The sequence below is a fragment of the Psychrobacter sp. DM4 genome (assembly GCF_051307035.1).
GTDB lineage: Bacteria > Pseudomonadota > Gammaproteobacteria > Pseudomonadales > Moraxellaceae > Psychrobacter.
This window is the reverse complement of record NZ_CP195536.1, coordinates 1,792,425-1,813,570: the sequence shown is the minus strand read 5'-3', so window position 1 is coordinate 1,813,570 and position 21,146 is coordinate 1,792,425. Positions and strand designations below refer to the sequence as shown.

At 44.8% G+C, this 21,146-nt stretch carries 17 protein-coding genes; 6 read left to right on the top strand and 11 right to left on the bottom strand.

The annotated features are described in order from the left end of the window. Positions 1-40: 40 nt before the first annotated feature. The 6 genes from ACR64G_RS07615 to ppsA form a co-directional block, all read right to left on the bottom strand. The gene (locus ACR64G_RS07615; protein ID WP_435978712.1) at positions 41-1,177 is read right to left on the bottom strand and encodes a glycerate kinase; all 1,137 of its coding nucleotides are present in this window, start codon (positions 1,175-1,177) and stop codon (positions 41-43) included. A gap of 208 nt (positions 1,178-1,385) precedes the next feature. After that, complete coding sequence (rplI, locus tag ACR64G_RS07610) at positions 1,386-1,898, bottom strand: 50S ribosomal protein L9 (RefSeq protein WP_435978711.1); 513 nt, start codon at positions 1,896-1,898, stop codon at positions 1,386-1,388. A 20-nt stretch (positions 1,899-1,918) separates the two neighbouring features. Next, positions 1,919-2,149, bottom strand: coding sequence for a 30S ribosomal protein S18 (rpsR, locus tag ACR64G_RS07605; RefSeq protein WP_010198808.1), 231 nt, complete (start codon positions 2,147-2,149; stop codon positions 1,919-1,921). Between the two features lie 16 nt (positions 2,150-2,165). Beyond that, positions 2,166-2,558, bottom strand: a complete 393-nt coding sequence (gene rpsF, locus ACR64G_RS07600; RefSeq protein WP_435949150.1) for a 30S ribosomal protein S6 — start codon at positions 2,556-2,558, stop codon at positions 2,166-2,168. A gap of 227 nt (positions 2,559-2,785) precedes the next feature. Beyond that, positions 2,786-3,760 (bottom strand): RDD family protein, encoded by a 975-nt coding sequence (locus ACR64G_RS07595; RefSeq protein ID WP_435978710.1) that lies wholly within the window; start codon positions 3,758-3,760, stop codon positions 2,786-2,788. 268 nt (positions 3,761-4,028) lie between these two features. Next, positions 4,029-6,413: a phosphoenolpyruvate synthase gene (gene ppsA / locus ACR64G_RS07590; RefSeq protein ID WP_435978709.1), complete on the bottom strand. Its 2,385-nt coding sequence runs from the start codon at positions 6,411-6,413 to the stop codon at positions 4,029-4,031. Positions 6,414-6,734: 321 nt separating this feature from the next. Here ppsA and ACR64G_RS07585 point away from each other — a divergent pair, with 321 nt between their 5' ends. Further along, the gene (locus ACR64G_RS07585) at positions 6,735-7,601 is read left to right on the top strand and encodes a pyruvate, water dikinase regulatory protein (RefSeq protein WP_435980680.1); all 867 of its coding nucleotides are present in this window, start codon (positions 6,735-6,737) and stop codon (positions 7,599-7,601) included. A 327-nt stretch (positions 7,602-7,928) separates the two neighbouring features. Continuing rightward, entirely contained in the window at positions 7,929-9,407 is a 1,479-nt protein-coding gene (gene sthA, locus ACR64G_RS07580; RefSeq protein ID WP_435980679.1) for a Si-specific NAD(P)(+) transhydrogenase, read from the top strand. A gap of 84 nt (positions 9,408-9,491) precedes the next feature. Here sthA and ACR64G_RS07575 read toward each other — a convergent pair whose 3' ends face one another. From ACR64G_RS07575 to ACR64G_RS07555, 5 genes are all read right to left on the bottom strand, one after another. Next, positions 9,492-10,730: an ABC transporter permease gene (locus tag ACR64G_RS07575; RefSeq protein ID WP_435978708.1), complete on the bottom strand. Its 1,239-nt coding sequence runs from the start codon at positions 10,728-10,730 to the stop codon at positions 9,492-9,494. After that, positions 10,730-12,046: an ABC transporter permease gene (locus tag ACR64G_RS07570; protein ID WP_435978707.1), complete on the bottom strand. Its 1,317-nt coding sequence runs from the start codon at positions 12,044-12,046 to the stop codon at positions 10,730-10,732. Before ACR64G_RS07570 ends, ACR64G_RS07575 begins: the two co-directional genes overlap by 1 nt. 3 nt (positions 12,047-12,049) lie before the next feature. After that, positions 12,050-13,213, bottom strand: coding sequence for an HlyD family secretion protein (locus tag ACR64G_RS07565; protein ID WP_435978706.1), 1,164 nt, complete (start codon positions 13,211-13,213; stop codon positions 12,050-12,052). 35 nt (positions 13,214-13,248) lie between these two features. Beyond that, on the bottom strand, positions 13,249-14,115 hold the full coding sequence (locus tag ACR64G_RS07560; protein WP_435978705.1) for a YihY/virulence factor BrkB family protein: 867 nt from the start codon (positions 14,113-14,115) through the stop codon (positions 13,249-13,251). Between the two features lie 88 nt (positions 14,116-14,203). Then, positions 14,204-15,868 carry a TolC family protein gene (locus ACR64G_RS07555; RefSeq protein WP_435978704.1) on the bottom strand — a complete coding sequence of 555 codons (1,665 nt, stop codon included), beginning with the start codon at positions 15,866-15,868 and terminating at the stop codon, positions 14,204-14,206. A 182-nt stretch (positions 15,869-16,050) separates the two neighbouring features. Here ACR64G_RS07555 and glpK point away from each other — a divergent pair, with 182 nt between their 5' ends. The 4 genes from glpK (at position 16,051) to ACR64G_RS07535 (ending at position 21,089) form a co-directional block, all read left to right on the top strand. Then, positions 16,051-17,622, top strand: a complete 1,572-nt coding sequence (glpK, locus tag ACR64G_RS07550) for a glycerol kinase GlpK (protein WP_435978703.1) — start codon at positions 16,051-16,053, stop codon at positions 17,620-17,622. A gap of 326 nt (positions 17,623-17,948) precedes the next feature. After that, positions 17,949-18,464, top strand: a complete 516-nt coding sequence (locus ACR64G_RS07545; protein ID WP_435980678.1) for a hypothetical protein — start codon at positions 17,949-17,951, stop codon at positions 18,462-18,464. A gap of 194 nt (positions 18,465-18,658) precedes the next feature. Beyond that, positions 18,659-20,020, top strand: coding sequence for a sodium:solute symporter family transporter (locus tag ACR64G_RS07540; RefSeq protein ID WP_435978702.1), 1,362 nt, complete (start codon positions 18,659-18,661; stop codon positions 20,018-20,020). A gap of 40 nt (positions 20,021-20,060) precedes the next feature. After that, the gene (locus tag ACR64G_RS07535; RefSeq protein WP_435978701.1) at positions 20,061-21,089 is read left to right on the top strand and encodes an endonuclease/exonuclease/phosphatase family protein; all 1,029 of its coding nucleotides are present in this window, start codon (positions 20,061-20,063) and stop codon (positions 21,087-21,089) included. The last annotated feature ends 57 nt before the right edge of the window (positions 21,090-21,146 follow it).

The following is a 21,146-nucleotide window of genomic DNA, read 5'->3' as shown; positions in this document are numbered from 1 at the left end:
TCACTATCGTGTCCTTTTTTTATATGATATCTTCAATCCACTATGTCGTGTCTTGCCCAAGTTTGATAGCAGCGGCGATATTTCGCGCAGTAGCTTCAACATTGCTATAAGCATCTTTAAAGATTTGATCGATAGTATCTATCTTCTGAATACTTGGCATGACGACATCAAACTGAGTACTTTGAACAGTGTTTAACTTATCAACGCTGCCGCAAATTGCAATGACAGGTTTACCATTGGCTTTTGCCAGTTGACTGATACCGCCTGCGACTTTACCCATCGCACTTTGTGTATCGAGCCTGCCTTCGCCAGTAATTATCAGATCAGCATTAGCAATGTGCGCTTCTAGACGGACAGCCTCAGCCACGGTTTCAAAGCCTGATGTAAGATGAGCGGCGCAAAAAGTCATCAAGGCAAAGCCAAGACCACCTGCTGCCCCTGCGCCTGCGATGTTTTGACAATCTGGATAGCCGTGCTGTTTAGATACTGTGGCAAAGCGATGTAAGGCTTTATCTAATAACGCCACTTGCTCAGAACTGCCGCCTTTTTGAGGCCCAAAAATAACGCTAGCCCCTGATGATCCGCATAGTGGATTGGTCACATCACAAGCCACTTCAAAGATAGTGTCTAGCAGCTTTGAATGACATTTTGAGTTATCTATCCGCTTTAAGTTGGCAAGCGCGCTACCGCCTTGCGTCAAAGGTTTGCCTTTATCGTCATAAAACCTCATTCCTAAAGCCATGAGCATACCAAGACCGGCATCATTGGTCGCACTACCGCCCAAACCGATAATGATGCGTTTAGCGCCCTCACTCAAAGCATCCGCAATAAGTTCGCCGACACCGTAGCTGCTAGTGATGAGCGGATCTCTTTCTTCGCTTGTCAATAGATGCAGACCACAGGCTTGAGCAATTTCAATCACGGCCGTTTTATTTTCTAACAGTAGATATTTGGCAGTGATAGGTCGCATCAGTGGATCATTGACCACCACGTTTTTCCAGCGCCCACCAAGCGCGTAAGATAATACTGCTGATGTCCCTTCGCCGCCATCTGCCATAGGCAATAAAGTGTAGTTCGCATCAGAGAATATCTGACGAAAGCCTGACGCGATAGCACAGCACACCTCTAGCGCCTCTAGGCTTTCTTTAAATGAGTCAGGAGCGATTAAAATTCTCATCAAGTTCTCTACAATTATCCAAGTTTGAATCGTGCAATTAGGCTAATCATAGCATTATAAAGTAGAGAATCTGCTAGCGTAGCAAATAGTATAAGTATTTGGATTTATATCTGGGAGTATCATTTATCAAATTAAGACAAGCTCGTAATTTTAACCAAAAAAACCAGCGACATAAAGTCACTGGTTTTTTATTAAGAAAATCTAAAGATTACTCTTCAGAAGTCTCTTCGCTCTCAGCGGTATCTTCTTCTACGTCAGCATCTTCGTCATCGCCATCTTCAGAAAGAATAGTGACTAAGATAGTTGCCGTAACGTCGTGATGTAGCTGGATATCAACACTATATTCGCCGATCTGACGAAGTGTGCCTTCAGGCAGCTTGATTTCAGCACGATCTACTTCTAGACCTGAATTAGTCAAAGCTTCAGCGATGTCGCGCGTACCGATAGAACCAAATAGCTTGCCTTCGTCGCCTGATTTTGCACGCATAATGACATTGACGTCAGTGAGCGCATCAGCACGAGTTTGAGCAGTAGCAACTTCTTTTGCTTCTTCAGCTTCAAGTTCTGCGCGGCGCGCTTCAAACTTCTCGATATTCGCTTTAGTAGCAGGCAGAGCCTTACCGTGCGGGATAAGAAAGTTACGTCCGTAACCTGGTTTTACATCGACAGTTTCACCGAGTTTACCAAGGTTGACGATACGCTGTAACAAAATAATTTGCATGAGTCACTCCTAGTTAACGGTTAACCCTGATGGTTGTCAGTGTATGGAAGTAGCGACAAATAGCGAGCTTGTTTGATAGCAGTAGCTAATTGACGTTGATATTTTGTAGACGTACCAGTAATACGACTCGGTACGATTTTACCATTATCACTGATGTACTGTTTTAGCAATTCAACATCTTTATAGTCGATGTGAGTGATGCCTTCAGCAGTGAAACGGCAGAATTTGCGACGGCGATAGAAACGTGCCATAAGTATTCTCCTTTAATTAGTCTTCACTGTTGTCGTTGTCATTGTCGTCTGAACGACGTGGAGTAGTAGCTTTGCGTGCACGTTTTTCATCGGCATTCTTAGCTAACTGCGACTCTTCAGTGACCGCTTCATCACGGCGCATGACTAAGCTACGGATGATGGCGTCGTTATAACGGAACAGCTCTTCAAGCTCAGCTAAAGTCTCACCGTCAGTTTCAACGTTGAATAAAACATAATGAGCTTTGTGAATCTTGTTGATTGGATAAGCCAATTGACGGCGGCCCCAATCTTCTAGGCGATGGATAGCGCCGCCATTGTCTTGCACTAACTTGATGTAGCGCTCGACCATGCCGACCACTTGGTCGCTTTGGTCTGGGTGTACAAGTAACACCAGTTCGTAATGTCGCATTTGGACTCCTTACGGATTAGTAGCTATCAGCCCTATGCCGATAGCAAGGAGATTTATAAGGTAAACTTAGTCTTTTTTAGGAAGGGTAAGCTTAGGATATAAAGCGCCGTATTATAGCAGTACTCGAGTGTTAACACAAAGTTTAATATTTTCTAGAATAATATCTTTAACAACCAGCACTCATAAAAAAGCAGCGACTTAGCGCTGCTCTTCGAATATCTGTACATTTATTTCACTTTCGATGGTTTGATGAGCTGAGCACTATCAGCGCGAACAACCAAAGTCTTAGCCAGCTTATCATGCCAGCCCACATTTTCAGCACTTTTTGACGCCATATAATAATGGATCAAAATAACAATAAAGCCCAAAAAGCTGGTAAACGAGAAGAGCAAGTTATAAATGATAAATAGCAGTAGAGTTCGCATACCTATGAGTTTAAGAAATGAAGGCAGGCGATGAGTCGTTTGATCAACAACGCGAATACCAGTCAGCAACTTGCCAAGAGATTGTCCGCGCATAATAATAAACACCAGTTGCAATGCGAACAAACCAAAGACCATGACTTGCGAAATCATCAAAGTGCTACTGGGCAAGCTCTCCATTAGCGTCATAGAGTACTGGTAAGCTGCATCCATATCTTGAAAATTTTGGAACTTACTGTAATCAATATCTAACTTGGTCAATGCTAATACCAATGGCAAAATCGCGAGTACATATAACAAAGCATTGATAGCTGTTGCCAATATTCGAGACATAATAGGCGCTAACACTACATCACCAAGCACTTTATCGGTAGCGAGCTTTTTGCTACTAGACTTATTGAGCGAGACGTTGTTTGGCTTATGTAGAGGATTGCTCGTCATGCCGCCTTTAGCATCCGTTTTTGCGCGTTCAGGCTTACCATAAAGTCTATCAAGAGAGACGTTATTGTTTTTTTGCGTATTGCTAGGGGTATCTTCTGGAAATACCGTGACGTTGTTAATGATGGAGTCGTTGTCACTAGTATTGTTAGTGACAGCGATAGTAGTAGGACGATAGACCGTCTGATTGCCCGTCAAGTTGCCAATTCGTTGCCACTGATCTAAACCGTCATGCCATATCAAGTCATCTAGCGTCACTTCACCAGAGCTCAACATGATATTAAGCTGATTTAGATCATAAGGACCTGCTTGTACATTATTTCGAGCGAGGAAAATTTGCATAGTTAGTTATTTCTTAATTCGCTGATTATGAATTTTAGCTTTTATAAGTCATAGTATTGGGTCAAAGTTGCTTTTAACAAGGGTCATACGATAAGGGTAGGTAGCAAATATAGCCAAACAGTAAATACAACTTAGGGTCTGCCTGCTATCTCATTAAAGGTAATGATCATTAGCAAACAAACCCTAAAATATAGCTGTCAAAGACATCTACTTTAACATCCGATAGGTGCTCGTAAATAATTATTTACAAGCACCTAGTTATAAAGAACTACTTGGCTTCTTCACCTGCTAAGAAAAACCACGTATCAAGGACAGAGTCAGGGTTCAATGAAACCGAGGTAATCCCTTGCTCCATAAGCCAAAACGCTAGGTCTGAATGATCTGACGGTCCTTGACCACAGATACCGATGTACTTACCTGCCTTGTTACAGGCTTCAATCGCCATTGATAGTAGCTTTTTGACAGCAGGGTCACGCTCATCAAATAGATGAGAGACGATACCTGAATCGCGATCTAGACCTAGTGTCAACTGAGTTAGATCGTTTGAGCCGATAGAGTAACCATCAAAATGCTCCAAGAACTCATCAGCGAGCAATGCATTGGTTGGTAACTCACACATCATAATGACACGTAGACCATTCTCGCCACGTTTAAGACCGTTTTTCTCTAATAGCTCGATGACTTGTGCCGCCTCGTCAACGGTACGCACGAACGGAATCATAATCTCAACGTTAGTCAAACCCATCTCGTCACGTACGCGTTTAAGCGCTTGACACTCAAGCTCAAAGCAGTCACGGAAGTTTTCAGACACATAACGGCTAGCACCGCGGAAACCAAGCATCGGGTTCTCTTCTGAGGGCTCATACAACTTGCCGCCCAAAAGATTGGCATATTCATTCGATTTAAAGTCTGACATACGTACGATAACCGGCTGATCTATAAAGGCAACCGCAAGTGTAGCAATACCTTCAACCAGTTTATCAACGTAGAAGTCAACGGGCGAGGCATAACCTGCAATACGCTCAGTGATCGCTTGCGATATTTCACGGGGCAAGCTATTCATGTTCAGCAAAGCTTTTGGATGCACGCCAATCATACGGTTGATGATGAACTCTAAACGTGCAAGACCAATGCCCTTATTTGGCATTTGAGCAAATGAGAAGGCGCGATCAGGATTACCCACATTCATCATAATCTTGAATGCAAGCTCTGGCATAGACTCAATAGAGTTGGTCTGAACGTCAAAATCAATCTGACCTTCATAAATAAAGCCTGTATCACCCTCGGCACAAGAGGCTGTGACATCTTGACCATCGACCAAGATTTCAGTGGCGTTACCACAACCTACGATAGCTGGAACACCAAGTTCACGAGCGATAATAGCGGCATGACAAGTACGGCCACCGCGGTTGGTGATGATAGCAGAGGCGCGCTTCATCACAGGTTCCCAATCCGGATCAGTCATATCTGAGACCAAGACATCACCATCTTCTACTTTGTCCATCTCGTTTAAGTTACTGACGATACGCACTTTACCTGAACCGATACGCTGACCGATTGAGCGGCCTTCACAGAGTACTTTGGCATCGCCTGTATTAATGACATAACGTTCCATGACATTGCTGTCTTGACGGCTCTTGACCGTTTCAGGACGGGCTTGCACGATAAATATATCGCCGCTATCGCCGTCTTTAGCCCACTCGATATCCATCGACTGACCATAATGCTTTTCGATAATGACCGCTTGCTTGGCAAGTTCAGTCAGCTCATTGGTGGATAGCGAGAACTGCATGCGCTCTTGTTTTTCGACATCAACGACTTTAACAGACTTAGCAGTACTGCCCTCATCGCCATAAACCATCTTTTTGTGTTTGCTGCCCAAGTTGCGACGTACCACAGAAGGCTTGTCATTAGCGAGCAGGCGCTTAGACACATAGAATTCATCAGGATTAACCGCGCCTTGTACGACCATCTCACCCAAGCCATAGCTTGAAGTAATAAAGACGACTTCGTCAAAACCACTTTCGGTATCTAGCGTGAACATAACGCCGGCGGCGCCCGTCTCTGAGCGTACCATACGCTGAATACCAGCAGATAGTGCGACGCCCTCATGCTCAAAACCTTTATGTACACGGTATGAGATCGCACGATCGTTGTATAATGAAGAAAAGACTTCTTTGATAGCAATCAATACGTTATCGATACCGCGAATGTTCAGATAGGTCTCTTGTTGACCTGCGAATGAGGCATCTGGCAAATCTTCAGCCGTCGCTGATGAACGCACGGCAACAGCGATGTCTTCGCCGCCACTCATCTCATCAAATGCTTGACGCACTTCTTTTTCGAGGTCATCTGGAAGCTCTTGCTCTATGATCCAGTTACGGATTTTTTTGCCAGTAGCAGCAAGCTTATTGACATCGTCAACATCTAAAGCCTTAAGCTCACTATTGATCTTATCAAGCAAACCCGTTTCCGTTAAAAAACGGTTAAAAGCATCCGCCGTAGTAGCGAAGCCACCAGGTACACTAACACCCAAATCAGACAGGTGGCTGATCATCTCACCGAGTGACGCATTCTTACCGCCAACAGTATCGACATCGTTTTTTCCGAGTTGATCTAAATTGATTACAAGAGCTGAAGAGTGCGCTGCCATGATAACTCCAAAAAATAAGGTTATTTAGTAAGGATTATAATGGTCAATTATAACGCTAAATTTTGAGAATTTCGATAGGTACAATCAAAATCTTTTGAAAAATTACAAACTATAGCGTCAAAAAAGTGACATTTACCAAACTAAGTTTATCAATATCTTAAATGGACTGTTTTTGGTATAGAAGACAATAGTGCGGTATCAACTCAAATTTGGGTCAGTTATGGTAACATTGATTGGGATTACTGACTTATATATAGGTATAATGGCTACAATTAATTGAGGTGCTCAGCTATGTATTCAAGCAATCCATCCGAATCAGACATGCCTACTATTCAAAATCATCATGCGCTCAGCTTGGACAACTCACAAACCATAAGAACCGCATTTTTTATATCTGACGGTACTGCCATTACTGCTGAGACTTTAGGGCGCTCTATCTTAAGTCAGTTTGCGTCTGTGCCTTTTGAGACCAAAGTATTGCCTTATGTAGATAGCCTAGAGCGTGCTGAGAGTGCGGTCGAGCAAATCAATTTGGCTTATCAGCGTGATGGTTTATTACCTTTTGTATTTGATACTATTGTAAGCGCTGACATTAGAGAAAAGATCAATTCAGCGCACAGTTGTAATTTGGATATGTATGAGGGTTTGATTGGCCGTATCGCTGAAGAGACTGGAGTTGAGCCTGATGTACACTCAGGTCATGCTCATGACAATGTCGATTCTGAAACGTATAAAGAGCGCATTGATGCGGTGCATTTTGCTTTAGATAATGATGATGGGGCACGTACGCGTCATTACAATGCTGCAGATATTATCCTGATTGGCGTGTCACGCTCAGGCAAGACGCCGACCTCGTTATATTTAGCCTTACAATTTGGTATCCGTGCAGCGAACTATCCACTGACTGAAGACGACTTATACGACAATCAATTACCAAAATCTTTGCGTGATCACAAGGATAAGCTATTTGGTCTGATGATCGATACCGATCGTTTGGTAAAGATTCGTCAAGAGCGCCGTGCAGGTAGCCGCTATTCAAGCTATCAGCAGGTGCAACAAGAGCAGCGTGCGATTCAGGGTATTTATACCTCACAAGGCATACCCAATCTTGACGTCTCAGAGATGTCTGTCGAAGAGATTGCGACGAGAATATTACAAATGACAGGCCTTAAACGACGTATCGGTTAAGGACTAGACTTTGATTGTTTAGTAACAATGCGAAACTTAGTAGCAATGCGAAACTGAACTAAAACAAATGAAAGCTAAACTAAAATAAATAGATAGTACAGTTATCATAAATAAAGAGACAAAGAGGACTTCATGGGAAGTAAAAATAAGAACGAGACGACAGATCAAAAAGACATTAATCACGATAACACCAATAATATTAGTGAAGATACGCAAACGGAGGTCTCAAATAAAGAAGGGGGCAAAGTTGCGTTACCTGAACAGACGCACGATCAGAGTATCGATGAGAAGATTGAACAAACGCACGAGCAAGTCACTGATGATGTCATGCATCACCCTGATTTAGTCAATCCATTAGATGATACGCGTATCGATATCAAATCAGGCTTTACCAAAGATTCAGAGCGCCTAAAAGGTGACAAACATGAATTTGAGTACGATGCTATCGTCTTGGGCGCAGGCCCTGCTGGTGAAGCGGCAGCTATGAAGCTTGCCAAATCTGGCAAGAAAGTCGCTGTTATCGATCCACGTGATCAGGTCGGCGGTAACTCAACGCACGTCGGTACTATTCCGAGCAAAGCACTGCGCCAATCGGTGTTTAACTTAATTAACTTTCGCCGTGACCCTATGTTCACAAAAGCGCTGGAGTATCAGCAAGTACCGCTAAACAAGGTACTGGCTAACGCACGTAAAGTTATACGCAACCAAGTTAGCACGCACACGCGTTTTTATGAGCGCAATCAGATTGATGTGATTCAAGGCTGGGCAAGCTTTGTCGGTCCCAATACTATACGCGTTGAAACAGACGAAAACGTCTTTGAGACGATAACCTTTAACAAAGCAATCATCACTGTAGGTAGCCGTCCTTACCGTCCTGATATTTTAGATTTTGATCATCCGCGCGTTTTTGATTCTGACAAAATACTGCAGATGAATTATGTGGTCAAAAAGATCATTATTTATGGCGCAGGCGTCATTGGCTGTGAGTACGCCTCTATCTTTACCGGTCTTGGCTACAAAGTTGATTTGATTAATAATCAGGGCAAGTTACTTAGCTATTTAGATAGCGAAATCAGTGATGCTCTAGCGCATGATTTTAGACAATTTGGCGTTCTTATTCGTAATAATGAAGAGATTGATCATCTTGAGACTCATGATGACCACGTGGTTTTATATCTAAAAAGTGGCAAAAAAATCAAGTCTGACGCTATTTTATGGTCGAATGGGCGCTCAGGAAACACTGAAGGGTTGAACTTAGAGGCAATTGGCTTGGAGGCCAACAGCCGTGGTCAGCTCAAAGTCGATGATACTTACCGTACTGAGATCGAAAATATTTATGCCGCAGGTGACGTTATCGGTTGGCCCTCTCTTGCCTCTGCCGCTTATGACCAAGGGCGCTGTGCTGCGGCGTTTATGGTTGGTGATAGTAATGCAGAACCCGTCTCTAGTGTCCCAACAGGTATCTATACGATTCCTGAGATCTCAAGCATCGGTAAGACGGAGCAGGAGCTTACGGACGAAAAAGTTCCTTATGAGGTCGGGCAGGCGTTCTTTAAGCATCTAGCACGTGCGCAAATCATCGGTGAGCGTACTGGCGTACTCAAGATATTGTTCCACCGTGAGACGCTTGAGATATTGGGTATCCATTGTTATGGTAACCATGCTTCAGAGATTATCCATATCGGACAAGCGGTTATGAAGTGTCATGCCACGCTTGAGTATTTCGTCAATACGACCTTTAACTATCCGACGATGGCAGAGGCATACCGAGTGGCAGCGCTGAATGGTCTCAATCGGGTGTTTTAATTATTCTGTAAATTGAAAAGTAACTTGAATTTAATATTAAAAAGCGTCTACTTATTGGTAGGCGTTTTTTGTTTTAAAGTAGGGTTAGGATAATTTGGGCTCGGTACGCTTGCGCAAAATCAGCAATAAAATAAAGTAAAATAACCACAAACCTGCTAGTGCATAAAAGCCAGTAGCCACTTGAGAGAGGGTTGCGCCCATTTGGTTGAGCTGTACTGAGGTATTGATGGCAGGCGTCGTCGGTACTAGCCAGCGCACCACTTGTAGCACTTGTGGCAATTGGCTGGCAGGCCAAGGATAGCCACTGACAAAGAACAGTGGCAGCGAGCTGAAGATAAGAATTTGTATACTACGCTCACGCTGACGCAACCAGAGCCCAAACACGCATCCAAGAGTGGCCACTACCGGACAGAACAGCATCAAAAATAATAAGCTACCGAGCATGTTTTGTCCGCGCGGATAATTATTAAGCTCAAAGGTCCAGCCGTAATAAAAACAGCCCACAACAAAGCTTAGCGTAGCAAAGGCGGCGATGCGTCCAAGCCAGCCGCGAATAGAGGTGGCGTGCCTGTGCTGCTCATACCAAGTTCCAATCAGCATGGCGACGGCAATCAGTAAGGTCTGCTGTAAAATAATAATAGATACCGCAGGCACCACGTAAGCACCGTAGCCTTCGGTTTGATTATACAAAGGGGTGATCTGTAACGGCACCGCTTGCGTATTTTGGGCAGCAGTAGGCGCATACGCTCCTTGCGCCACGCTTTTTTTGACCTCAATTCCCGCCGACACCGTACTGATCGCTTGCAAAAACCCCATTTGCACATTTTTATTGAGCAAAAAGTAACCGCCATTACCTAGCACGCTTACGCTAGCAGCTTTGCCAGAGAGAACTTGCTGCTCAAGCCCAATCGGAATAATCATGAATCCTGCGATATCATTCGACCATATGGCAGCTTTGGCGTCTTGCTCAGTAGCAAAGCGCTGGGTATCTAGTTGCGGGCTGGCGCTGGCATAACGCATAATCGTACGTGATAGGTCGCTGTGATCGTAATCCACAATGCCGACAGGTACGTTATTCACCACTTCAGTCGAGTAGGGCCAAGGATAAAAGAAGCCATAAATGATAGGAGCGATAATAAGCATAAGTAGCACGCCTTTATCTCCAAACACATCTTTTATTGTTTGTCCAAAGCTGCCCCAAAAGGTTTTGGGTGCTGAGTTTACAGTATTGCTTTGAGCATTATTTTGCATATTGTTCTGAGCATTCAACGGCTGCTTAGTTGCGCTTTTATTGTGTTTTTTGTTTTCAAAAAGAGTAGGCATCAGCGTGCTCCCCAGCGCTCAGGGTGTGCCAATGCACGTTTGGTGAGTAAGGTGCTAACTAGCAGCGTAATCAAGGTTGCCAGCATCAAACCGTATATGATAGGCAAAGAGATAGCCACAGGCGCTGCCATCTGTAACTGGGCGATATGAAGCTTGAGATAATGGGTCAAAGGTAGCACGTCAGCCCAATATTTAGCATTATCACTGATGGCAATATAAGGATAAGTGACCCCAGCAAAAGCATAAGAAGGTACAGAGATAAAGCCTGTCGAGGAGAGCCCTATACGCAAAGAGAACGACCCTAGTGTAAAAATAGCACCTAGACAAAAAGATAAAATCATTAGCAAAGTAAAGCTCATATAAGTGACGAGCATAGCCTCAAGTGCAATATTATCTTGCGGTGTTGCCAACCACAACGCCAAGGCGGCCCACAAACTATAAGCCAGTATCGGCCAAAAATACTTGCCCAATAATCCAAAGAGCAGTATTGAGAGGCTCGTTTTTGTATTTATAGTATTAAGAGACACAGATTCTTTGTTGCTAGTCTCTTTGTTCATAGCATCTTTAGTCGCCAAGCGCTGCTCGCTATCAGTCAAACGGCTCAAATCATCAGCCGTATCGGTATCGATATAGCGATACCATTGCCCAAGCGTCTTATCTCGTAGCTCACGGCCAATCGTCGTTGCGCCAATCACCATTGCCAAAATATGTAGTAGCGCCGGTATCACAGTCGAGCCCAAAAACTGCTGATAGTTGTTGACCGCATTGAATAAACTGGTGCGCTGAATGGATATAGGCGAGTAGGCGATAGCGGCTTGAGAAGGCGACATGCCTTGCTTGATGAGACGCTGTATCTCAACGCCTGCTGATAACGTACCGATGACCCCTTGTACACTGGTCTGGATGATACCTGAGTGCGTGCCGTATTGAGCATTGACTTGCAAGACAATAGGCGCAGGCTGGCTTGAGTTGATACGGTTTGAGAAGTTCTCTGGAATAACAACCAAGGCATAGATATCACGCTGCAAAATAGCCGCCTCAGCCTCAAATTTTGTATGATAAAGCTGTTTGACTGTCAGACTAGGACTGGCATCCAAATAACGTATTGCGGTATTGGCTACAGGTCCGCGATCGTTGTCCATAACGCCAATAGGCAAGTCTGTGATCTGCGTCTGCGAAAATATCCACCATACCAGTAGGATAGTTGCCAGCGGTATCCACAGCACCATTGCCAAATCCCAAGGGTTTTTGAGCAAAAACAGCCGCTCGTAGGCGGCGCTACGCATAAATGCTCTGGCAAGCTTGGTCAAAAACATGGCTTACTCTTGGCTTCCGTTAACGAGTGAGGGATCAATAGTGACAATAACGCTCATGCCAGAGCGAATGCGCGCATCAGGAGTCACAGGACGAGCTTTAATCTCAAAGGTGCGCACATCAAACCCATCGTCATTATTGGTGGGTCGCCAAGTAGCAAAGTCAGACAAACTAGAGCTGGCATAGACCGTAAATTGCTTGTTAAATGGGTTAGCGGCTGAGGATAGCGCTGGAATGGTACCCGTAAACTGCTGACCAATAGCAAATTGATTAAGATGCGTTTCGGTGACATTTATGACGACCCATTGATCATCAGTATTAACTAAGGTGAGTAGCGGTACGCCTTGACCGATGACCTCGCCTGCATTAACGATGACGGTATCGACGACTCCTGCGATAGGACTCTTTAAATTGGCTTCCTTGCGGGCGACCAAAGCCTCTTCTAATTGCGCGTCCACTTGCGCCACTTGCGCCGCCGCCGCTGATTTGTCTTCGCTGCGTGCGCCCTCCATAGCCAGCTCGTATTGCAAGCGCGCCGCTTCGGTTTGATCTTGGGTAGCAAGATACTGCGCGTACGCCTCATCGCGTTTTTGCCGTGCCATTAGTCCCTCTTCATAGAGGCGATTAACACGCTGATACGTGTTTTGTGCTAGATCAGATGCCGCCTTGTTCGCCTGCCAGGCCGCTTTTGCTTGCGCAATTTCTTGCGGGCGTGCGCCGTTTTCCGCTTTATCTAACTGACTTTGCGCCGCTTGCTTGCCTGCGCGCGCTTGATTGATCTTGGCGTTGATCTCAGGCGAGTCCATCTCTATGAGCTGCTGTCCTACTTGGACCATATCGCCTTCGGTTACCAGTATCTTGGCAATGCGTCCGGGGACTTTAGCTGCAATCGACGTTTGACGCATTTGCATCTGTCCTTGCAAAGTAATGGTTTCAGGCGCACTTGACTGACTGCTTTTGAGCACACCATAAGCAATCAGACCCAATACACCGAGGATCACTAGAGCAATGATGACTTTTTTGATCACTGAAGATGGCTTGTCAGATGCTGTGCTACGCTGATAGCTGGCAGGCGTAGACTCTAAGTCGGAATGGTCCGTAGGCGCCTGCTCATTAAGGTTGGGGTCTACTGGCGTTAAATCGTCAGCGTCTTTTTGATGGTCAGTCATGACAGCAAGGTTCCTGAGGCAATAAAAAAAACAGGTTAAGGATAAACGCGAATAGCAGGCGCTTTTGAGGCATTGATACTCTCGTAATTAAAGGTAGCACCAAAGGCGACAATAAACGCTGAGTAATAAAGCCATAACATGATGACTACCGCCGCTGACAGCGCTCCAAACTCAGCACTATAGTTATTGAAATTCTGTACATAGATGGAGAATAGTACAGACAGCAAAATCCAAAGTACGCTCGCAAGTACAGCTCCTGGTATCAGTTTTTTTAGCGCAACAGCATCGCGATTGGGCGCAAAACGGTACAGGGTTAAAAAGGTTAAAAATATAATAATGGCCAATACAGGCCATCTGCTCCAAAGCGCAATAGTCTCACCAATTTGTGGCAGAGGAAAATATGTAGCTCCTAGAGGAATAATAGCGATGGATGAGATCGCAGCTATCACTACCACGACAGCTGCCAAGGTTAAGGCTAATGATCGGATAGTGCTCTGTATAAATCCGCGCTCCTCATTGATATGAAAGGCTAAATTAATAAGGATAATTAAATATTTGATGCCTTTGGAGCCTGCATATAGAGCCAACGCGCTTGAGAGAAGTAGGCTGTAAGTCAAGCGTGAGGTGCTATTAGACGTCAGATCAGTCAAGCGGCTGTTTAAGACCTCATAAACAGATTCAGGTATATAAGCCTGAAGCAGTGCAATTTGCTCTTGCATCTCTACAGGCGAGAATAGCAGACCATAAATCAGTACAAACACCGCCATCACAGGGAATATAGACAAAAAACCAAAAAACCCTACGCTTGCGCAGTGCGCCCAAACCGTAGAGGTGTTCGTTATACGCCAGGTTTGGAGTATAGGCTGCGCGGCGTCTGTTATCTTGCTCGTCAAATTTTTCATAGAGGAGTTATTCACATTTTTGTTGGTAGTAGAGTAGTGCCTAGCAATAGCTTGTTGCAACTTAATATTATCATTTGCTCGCGACAAGTTATTCGGTATACAAAGTGGGTAGCCTGATATCAGCGGCGTTCAGATAGGCATTAAAGGCCAAAGGCGTACCCGTACTTTGCATCAAGGCGGCGAGCGCCTGCACATAATCATTGGCCGTTTGTGCTTGCTCGGTACGTGCTTTGAGCGCTTGCGTCTGCGCCTGTACCACATCAATAGTAGTATTCACGCCTTCTTGGAGTCCAAGCCGCCGTAACCGCAGTACTTCCGCTGCCAAATCAACATTGCTTTGGAGTGCTTGATAACGCGCTTGAGCATTATTAACATCGTTCCAGTTCTTCTCGACCAATAGCAGCAGATTGTCACTGACTTCAATCTCTGAGAGATCCGCTTGGCGTATTTTGGCGCTGCTTGAAGCAAGAGAAGCCGTTTTATCTAATCCGCCCCACAGCTTCCAGCTCGCAGATACCCCTGCAATCCAGCTCGGATCTCTTTCAACTTGACTAAAACCGTAGAGCATAACCGTGGGCTTGTAGCCTGTATCTGATAGCGCGTGTAGTTGCTGAGCTTGCGCGCGCTTGGCGGCGACTTTTTGGAGTCCAGGATGCTGCGCGAGTGCCAAGTCTTGAAAATAGGACACATCAGGCAGCGGGCGACTCGATACAAATAAAGGGGTGGTCGGCTTAATACGATACTCCGTACGTAGCAGACGTTGCAAGGCAATCATTGCCAAGCGCGCATCGTTATTGGCTTTTATAGATTCGCTTTTGGCATCTGCAAGCGCTGACTGCGCCTCTAAGCGATCAACGCGGGAGATAAAGCCTTCTTCAAACAAACGCTTGGCCATGTAATCGGTCTGCTGCAAGGTATCATAAGCATCCTCACGCAGATAAGCGGCGATGATAGCCAGCTGTGCCTTAAAATAGCGCTCAATTAAGGTATTATACAGCTCGTTTTTGTCCAATAAACTATCCGCTATCGCCTCTTGAGTGCGAGCGTTTGATGCGCCAGTCAGACTATCGGTGCGTCCAGCGGTATAAATGGGCCAAGCAAAGCCAAGACCTACGCCTGAGGTAGACCCTGAGCGCTCAAAATCATAAGACTCTGGAATACGCTCGCCGAGCATTTCACCAAAATTGGGCAATACAGGTGAGGGCGGAACATCAGGCGTCATACTATTGATATCATTGCCGACGGTGTTGACGCCATTGATAATCTCATTGCGTAGCGAAGATAAATCAACATCCTCTTGCACTTTATAGGTACTCGCTGAGAGCTGTGCAAATACAAAAGGCCTATCTAAGGTTGACAGCGCCTCGGTTTGATACTCGCTTGAGGCAATTGCTGCCTGATTGGCCGCAAGCTTTGGCGAGACTTGTAATAAAAGGTCTTGCGCCTGTGCTAAGCTCAAAAAACTAGAGACTTCTAAGGAGTAGCTATTGGCAATTGCTTTATGAGTGATAGGGTCAATTAGGGTGTTTAGCTTGGGAGTTGCGTTTTGAGCCAAAGCAGAGGGCGCTTGTATACTTGTATGAGTATTGCTATAGCGCGCGTCATCTGTATCTACAATTTGTGTGGTGTTATCAGGCAGTGCGGTATAGTTGATGGCAGAATCAGTAGCGATGTCAGCGAGCGTCGATGTTGAGACCCCTATAAGTGAAACTATGGCGATAGCGTAAGATAAGGACGAGATGGTAAATTTCATAAAAGTTAGAGACCTTTGAGCGACAAACCGCTGTCATTTAGATTTTGAGCTATACAGCTTTGGACAGTTATGGGTATATTATAGACAGTAGTGGCGTAAGTATCAGCATTATCATGACTCTAATCAGTACAAGATCTACAAACCGCTATACATTTAATTTATGACACATCTAGGGGTAGTCCATGGCAGGGTATATATTGGCGTTAGATCAAGGCACCACGTCGAGTCGAGCGATATTGTATGATGATCAGGCGCGTCCAATCGAGATGGCGCAGCAGCCGACAACGCTACAGACCCCAAAGGCGGGCTATGTTGAGCAAGATGCCCGTCAAATTTGGCAAACGCAGATCAGCTGTGCTCATGATGTCATTAACCAAGCAGGACTGCTCGCCACCGATGTCACTGGTATCGCTATTACCAATCAGCGCGAATCTATCGTCATTTGGGACAAGCAAACCGGCCTGCCACTTGCGCCTGCTATTATTTGGCAAGATAGACGCACCGCGCCCTTTTGCGAATCACTCTCAGCCGATAGCTCAGATAACAATATCAGTCAAAAAGTTCAGCGCATCACAGGTTTGCGCCTTGATCCTTACTTTAGTGCCAGCAAGATATCTTGGCTACTAGAACACCATCCAAATATAAAAGCGCGTGCTAGCAGCGGTCAAATTGCGGTCGGCACAATAGATAGCTGGCTGATATATCAGCTAACAGGTGGCGAGCATGTTATCGATATTACTAACGCCTCGCGCACGCTACTCTTTGATATTCATAAGCTTGAATGGTCGCAAGAGCTGTGCACGCGCTTTAGTATTCCTATGAATATATTACCTAAAGTTTTGGCCTCAGATGGCGATTTTGGTAAAACTAAAAAAGGTCTATTTGCCAAGCAAATCCCTATCCAAGCGGTATTGGGAGATCAGCAAGCGGCGCTATTTGGACAAGGCTGTTTGGACGCTGGCATGGCCAAAAACACTTATGGTACTGGCTGCTTTATGCTGATGAATATCGGTAAAACCCCCAAGCTCAGTGAACATAAACTGTTGACGACTATTGCTTGGCAACGAAAACCAACAGCTACTCGTATTGATAATTTATCCCTTAACCAAATAGTACAGTCAAGTAGGCGACTGCTACAGCCACCCAAAAAAGAGGTCACTTATGCATTGGAGGGTAGTGTGTTTATGGCAGGCGCTATCGTACAGTGGTTACGCGATAATTTAGGAATGATCAAACAAAGCTGCGACGTTGAGGATTTAGCGCGGCAAGTAGACAGTAGCGATGAGGTCGTTTTGCTACCTGCTTTTACAGGTCTCGGTGCTCCTTATTGGCGCTCGGATGTGAGCGCAAGCATCACAGGTATGAGCCGAGGAACAACCAAAGCCCATATTGCGCGCGCAGCATTAGAAGCTGTGGCCTACCAGACCTATGATGTACTCGTCGCTATGCAAAAGGATAGTCCGCATCCACTGACAGAGCTACGGGTTGATGGCGGCGCTGCCAATAACAATCTACTCATGCAATTTCAAGCAGATCTATTAGGCGTACCTGTGCTGCGTCCCAAAGACGTTGAGATTACTGCCAAAGGCGCTGCGCTGTTAGCGGGTCTAAAGACCGGACTATACGATGAATCAACTATCGGTGCATCATGGCAGGTAGATCGTAGGTTTGAACCGCAAATGTCAAATGAGAGGCGAGAGCAGCATTTGGACAAATGGCAGACAGCAATCAGTAGAGCCTTACTTAATTTTTAATGATCCAAAGATACTGACAGAGCGATACATCTTGTAACGTAAGACCATCGTTACTTTGACACCGTTTACATAGATAGCCTATCGCGTAACGCCGATTAATTCATATACTAATAGCAAGCTTGTGTTTTAAGAGCTTAAAAATATAATTTTAATCAAACAATAATCAATAATTTAAGGATGATTTTATGAGTAATAATGATGCCCGTATTATAGGTGATAACGAGATTGTAGCCGCTGATGGTCGTGAATTGACAGAAGCTGAGCGCATCAGAGCCGAAAACGAATTAAGAACGCCAGATGCTGGCGTCACAGAAAAAAAGGTCATTATGAATGATCCAGATAACATCGACCGTAGCGAAATCAAGCACATGTCAAAAGAGACCAAAAAAGATCTTAATGCTGACATGATTACAGGTGAGCCAGGCTCACACCCTGTCGGTACTGGTGTTGGCGGTGTTGGCGGCGCAGTTGCAGGCGCAGCTATTGGTTCTATGGCAGGACCGCTAGGAACGCTCATTGGCGGCGCTATTGGTGCTATCGCTGGCGGCGGCGCAGGACATGCTTCAGCTGAAGCTATCAATCCAACTCACGAAGAAGCTTACTGGCGCGCAGAATTCGCTAATACAGACTATCATGCCCAAGGTCATGACTTTGACCGTGATGCACATCCAGCCTATGCGGTAGGATACGCCAACCGTGGTCGTTACCCAGCAGATGCTCGTTTTGAAGATCACGAAAGCGATCTTGAGCAGTCGTGGAATGAAGTCAAAGGCGAGTCGCGTATGCAATGGAATGAAGCACGAGTAGCATCACGTGATGCATGGAACCGCGTTAGCAAATAATTTTATTAAGTAGCATTACCAAGTACATTGATAAATTACTAGACTTTTATAGGGGCTTTCAAACGATGTTTTGAGAGCTCTTTTTTATTTGTTAAAATAACAAGTTAATTTTTAATAGTGACGTTTAACAATAACAATAAGTGTCAAAAAGGTGTGCTAATCTTAGTGTGACTACAACAATGATAATCGAGCACATGACTGATTCTATAGCAAAAAATACGCCCGTACTTGCTCCTGATGCGGCAAGTTTTTATCAAGGCAAATCAAGCCAAGGGTTAGCGCCTGGACTCTGGACTTTGGTATTATCGCAAGTGACGACTTGGATTTTTGCCCGCTCCTTGATGAATGCGGCGGCACTAGGCTTTTTTTATGGCATTGCAGGTACTCTAGCTTATGCTATGTATTACTTTAGCTTTATTACTGGGGCTCACATTGTTGACAGTCTACGCTTTAAGCATGGTTTTGATAATATGCAAACCTTTATGCAAAGTAAGTTCGGCTTAATGGGTGAGCATTTTTACAATGCAGTTATTAGTTTTCGCTTAGTGAGTGAGGTTTTTAGTAACTTATTAGTATTTGGATTTATTACGACTTTGTTTGTAGGTTTCAATGAAACTTACATTATCCTGATTATCGCAGTTGCTACCTTGATCTATTCTTCTATAGGCGGCTTACATACTGCGCTCAAGACAGATGTCGTACAGGCGCTCCTGACCATTATCGCTATTGCTGTCTTATCAGTCGCTATGTTCTCTCATCCTCTATTTTCTTTTAGTGATATTGTTAGCTCATCTAATAGTGCTGACAATAAAGGCTGGATACTACTGGTAGTCGCCTTTATTCAAATATGGAGCTATCCTGCTCATGACCCTGTAATGACAGATCGCGGGTTTCTAGCCGATCGCTCAACGACCAAAAAGTCTTTTTATTACGCCGCTCCTATCTCTATCGTGTGTATCGTATTGTTTGGATTACTTGGTGTGTTTGCGCAACTAAATAATGCGGGCGGCGCTGAAGAGGTCACGCAAACGCTCAACACTTTATTCTCGCCTGCGGTCATGATGCTATTTAGTTTTGCGCTCATTGTCTCTGCTATCTCGACGCTGGACTCTACTTATGCGAGTGCAGCGAAGTTGGTGGCAGTCGATATGAAACTTATAAAACCAACAGTCAATAATGGCAGGTTGGTCATGCTCGGATTTTTGTTAGTCGGCTTGGCTTTTATAGCAACGGGTAGTAAAGACTTATTTGATGCGGTAGCTGTTAGTGGTACGGCTTCTTTGTTTTTGGCGCCCGTAGTGTTCTTTAGTATTTGGTCCAGTTGGGAAGTTAAGTCTTGGGCTATCGTAGTTAGTTTTGCGTCTGCTTTGATCGCAGGTATTGTCTATATGCTTGAGAATGGAGGGTACATAGCGATTATGACACCTCTCTTTGGCGCCGAACACAAGTATGTAAAACTACTTATACTATGTATCATAGCATCTGTTATTGGCAGCTTAGCCTTTGTAATGGCACGAGTAAAACCCGCCGCTTCTGGGCATACTCGTACTATTTAGAACTACTACTTAAAACGCATAAAATAATATAAAGGATTTTATGACCTATTCTGACAACAAGAGCGCTCGCAAATCATTCTATATAGCGACCGCTAATCTTCTGAACTTTGCTAATCCAGATCGCATTTACTATGATAATGCGCCGGCCTATAGCAAAGATGACTACGCGCGTAAACTAAATGGCTTAACAGACCTATTGGCAAAATCACACGCTGATATCATTGCGGTGCAAGAAGTATGGGACAGCGAAGCGCTTGAGGATTTGGCAGTCTCGTTAGGATTTGAGACTGAGCATGCTGTGATTCCATTAGCTAGCAACGATATTGCCAGTCCTCATACGCGAGGGCTAGGTGCAAAAAACACGCCTGCGGTGGGTATTATTACGCGATTTGAGCAGCTAGAGACTAGCCTACTTGAGCAAATTACCCCCAAAGCAGTCATAGATATTCCTGACATAGGGCCTTATGAGCGTTTCAATCGTCCCCCTTTATTGCTACGAGTCAACGCTTTTGATCAGCCGATCACGATTATTACTGCGCACCTAAAGAGCAAGCGCGCTTTTTTCTTGCGTGATGAGGATGGCAAACTGATAGAGGATATGGATGATCCAAACATACGTATTCGTGCCAAACTGCGCAGTTTGTGTATGAGAGCAGCCGAAGCAGCCTCGATCAGGCTATCGATCATCGAGCGTTTACATCATACCCGCGAACCACTTATCTTACTTGGCGATATGAATGATGTGACGGGTAGTGTGACTACTCAGTTGATGACCGAGACAGGGGAAGTCAATTATGATAAAAGTATGCGTGATGTGTCGTTATTCGATGCAGCTCGTGTTCAAGCTCGTTTTGGATGGATGAAGGATGTCGCCTACACGCATATTTACCAAGGTATGCCAGAGGTCATTGATCAACTGTTCGTCTCAGAAGAGTTTTTGCCAGAGAGCAAGTTTGCCCTTGGTCACGTTGAGCGAGTAGACTATTTTAACGATCATCTGAAGTGGGATTATGCCGATAGAGTCACTGATCATGGTATAATCAGGGCGAAAATTAAGCTTAACGATTAGCCTTTTTAGATGTTAATCGATACATTATTATTTGACCTAATCCTGTCCTTTGCTTGA

Coding starts and splice junctions, on each gene's coding strand:
- sthA (WP_435980679.1), top strand. CDS start 7,929: ATGCATCACCCTGATTTAGTCAATCCATTAGATGATACGCGTATCGAT.
- ppsA (WP_435978709.1), bottom strand. CDS start 6,413: ATGGCAGCGCACTCTTCAGCTCTTGTAATCAATTTAGATCAACTCGGA.
- ACR64G_RS07615 (WP_435978712.1), bottom strand. CDS start 1,177: ATGAGAATTTTAATCGCTCCTGACTCATTTAAAGAAAGCCTAGAGGCG.
- ACR64G_RS07575 (WP_435978708.1), bottom strand. CDS start 10,730: ATGCCTACTCTTTTTGAAAACAAAAAACACAATAAAAGCGCAACTAAG.
- rpsR (WP_010198808.1), bottom strand. CDS start 2,149: ATGGCACGTTTCTATCGCCGTCGCAAATTCTGCCGTTTCACTGCTGAA.
- ACR64G_RS07595 (WP_435978710.1), bottom strand. CDS start 3,760: ATGCAAATTTTCCTCGCTCGAAATAATGTACAAGCAGGTCCTTATGAT.
- rpsF (WP_435949150.1), bottom strand. CDS start 2,558: ATGCGACATTACGAACTGGTGTTACTTGTACACCCAGACCAAAGCGAC.
- ACR64G_RS07560 (WP_435978705.1), bottom strand. CDS start 14,115: ATGAAAAATTTGACGAGCAAGATAACAGACGCCGCGCAGCCTATACTC.
- glpK (WP_435978703.1), top strand. CDS start 16,051: ATGGCAGGGTATATATTGGCGTTAGATCAAGGCACCACGTCGAGTCGA.
- rplI (WP_435978711.1), bottom strand. CDS start 1,898: ATGCAAATTATTTTGTTACAGCGTATCGTCAACCTTGGTAAACTCGGT.
- ACR64G_RS07535 (WP_435978701.1), top strand. CDS start 20,061: ATGACCTATTCTGACAACAAGAGCGCTCGCAAATCATTCTATATAGCG.
- ACR64G_RS07545 (WP_435980678.1), top strand. CDS start 17,949: ATGAATGATCCAGATAACATCGACCGTAGCGAAATCAAGCACATGTCA.
- ACR64G_RS07570 (WP_435978707.1), bottom strand. CDS start 12,046: ATGTTTTTGACCAAGCTTGCCAGAGCATTTATGCGTAGCGCCGCCTAC.
- ACR64G_RS07555 (WP_435978704.1), bottom strand. CDS start 15,868: ATGAAATTTACCATCTCGTCCTTATCTTACGCTATCGCCATAGTTTCA.
- ACR64G_RS07585 (WP_435980680.1), top strand. CDS start 6,735: ATGCCTACTATTCAAAATCATCATGCGCTCAGCTTGGACAACTCACAA.
- ACR64G_RS07565 (WP_435978706.1), bottom strand. CDS start 13,213: ATGACTGACCATCAAAAAGACGCTGACGATTTAACGCCAGTAGACCCC.
- ACR64G_RS07540 (WP_435978702.1), top strand. CDS start 18,659: ATGACTGATTCTATAGCAAAAAATACGCCCGTACTTGCTCCTGATGCG.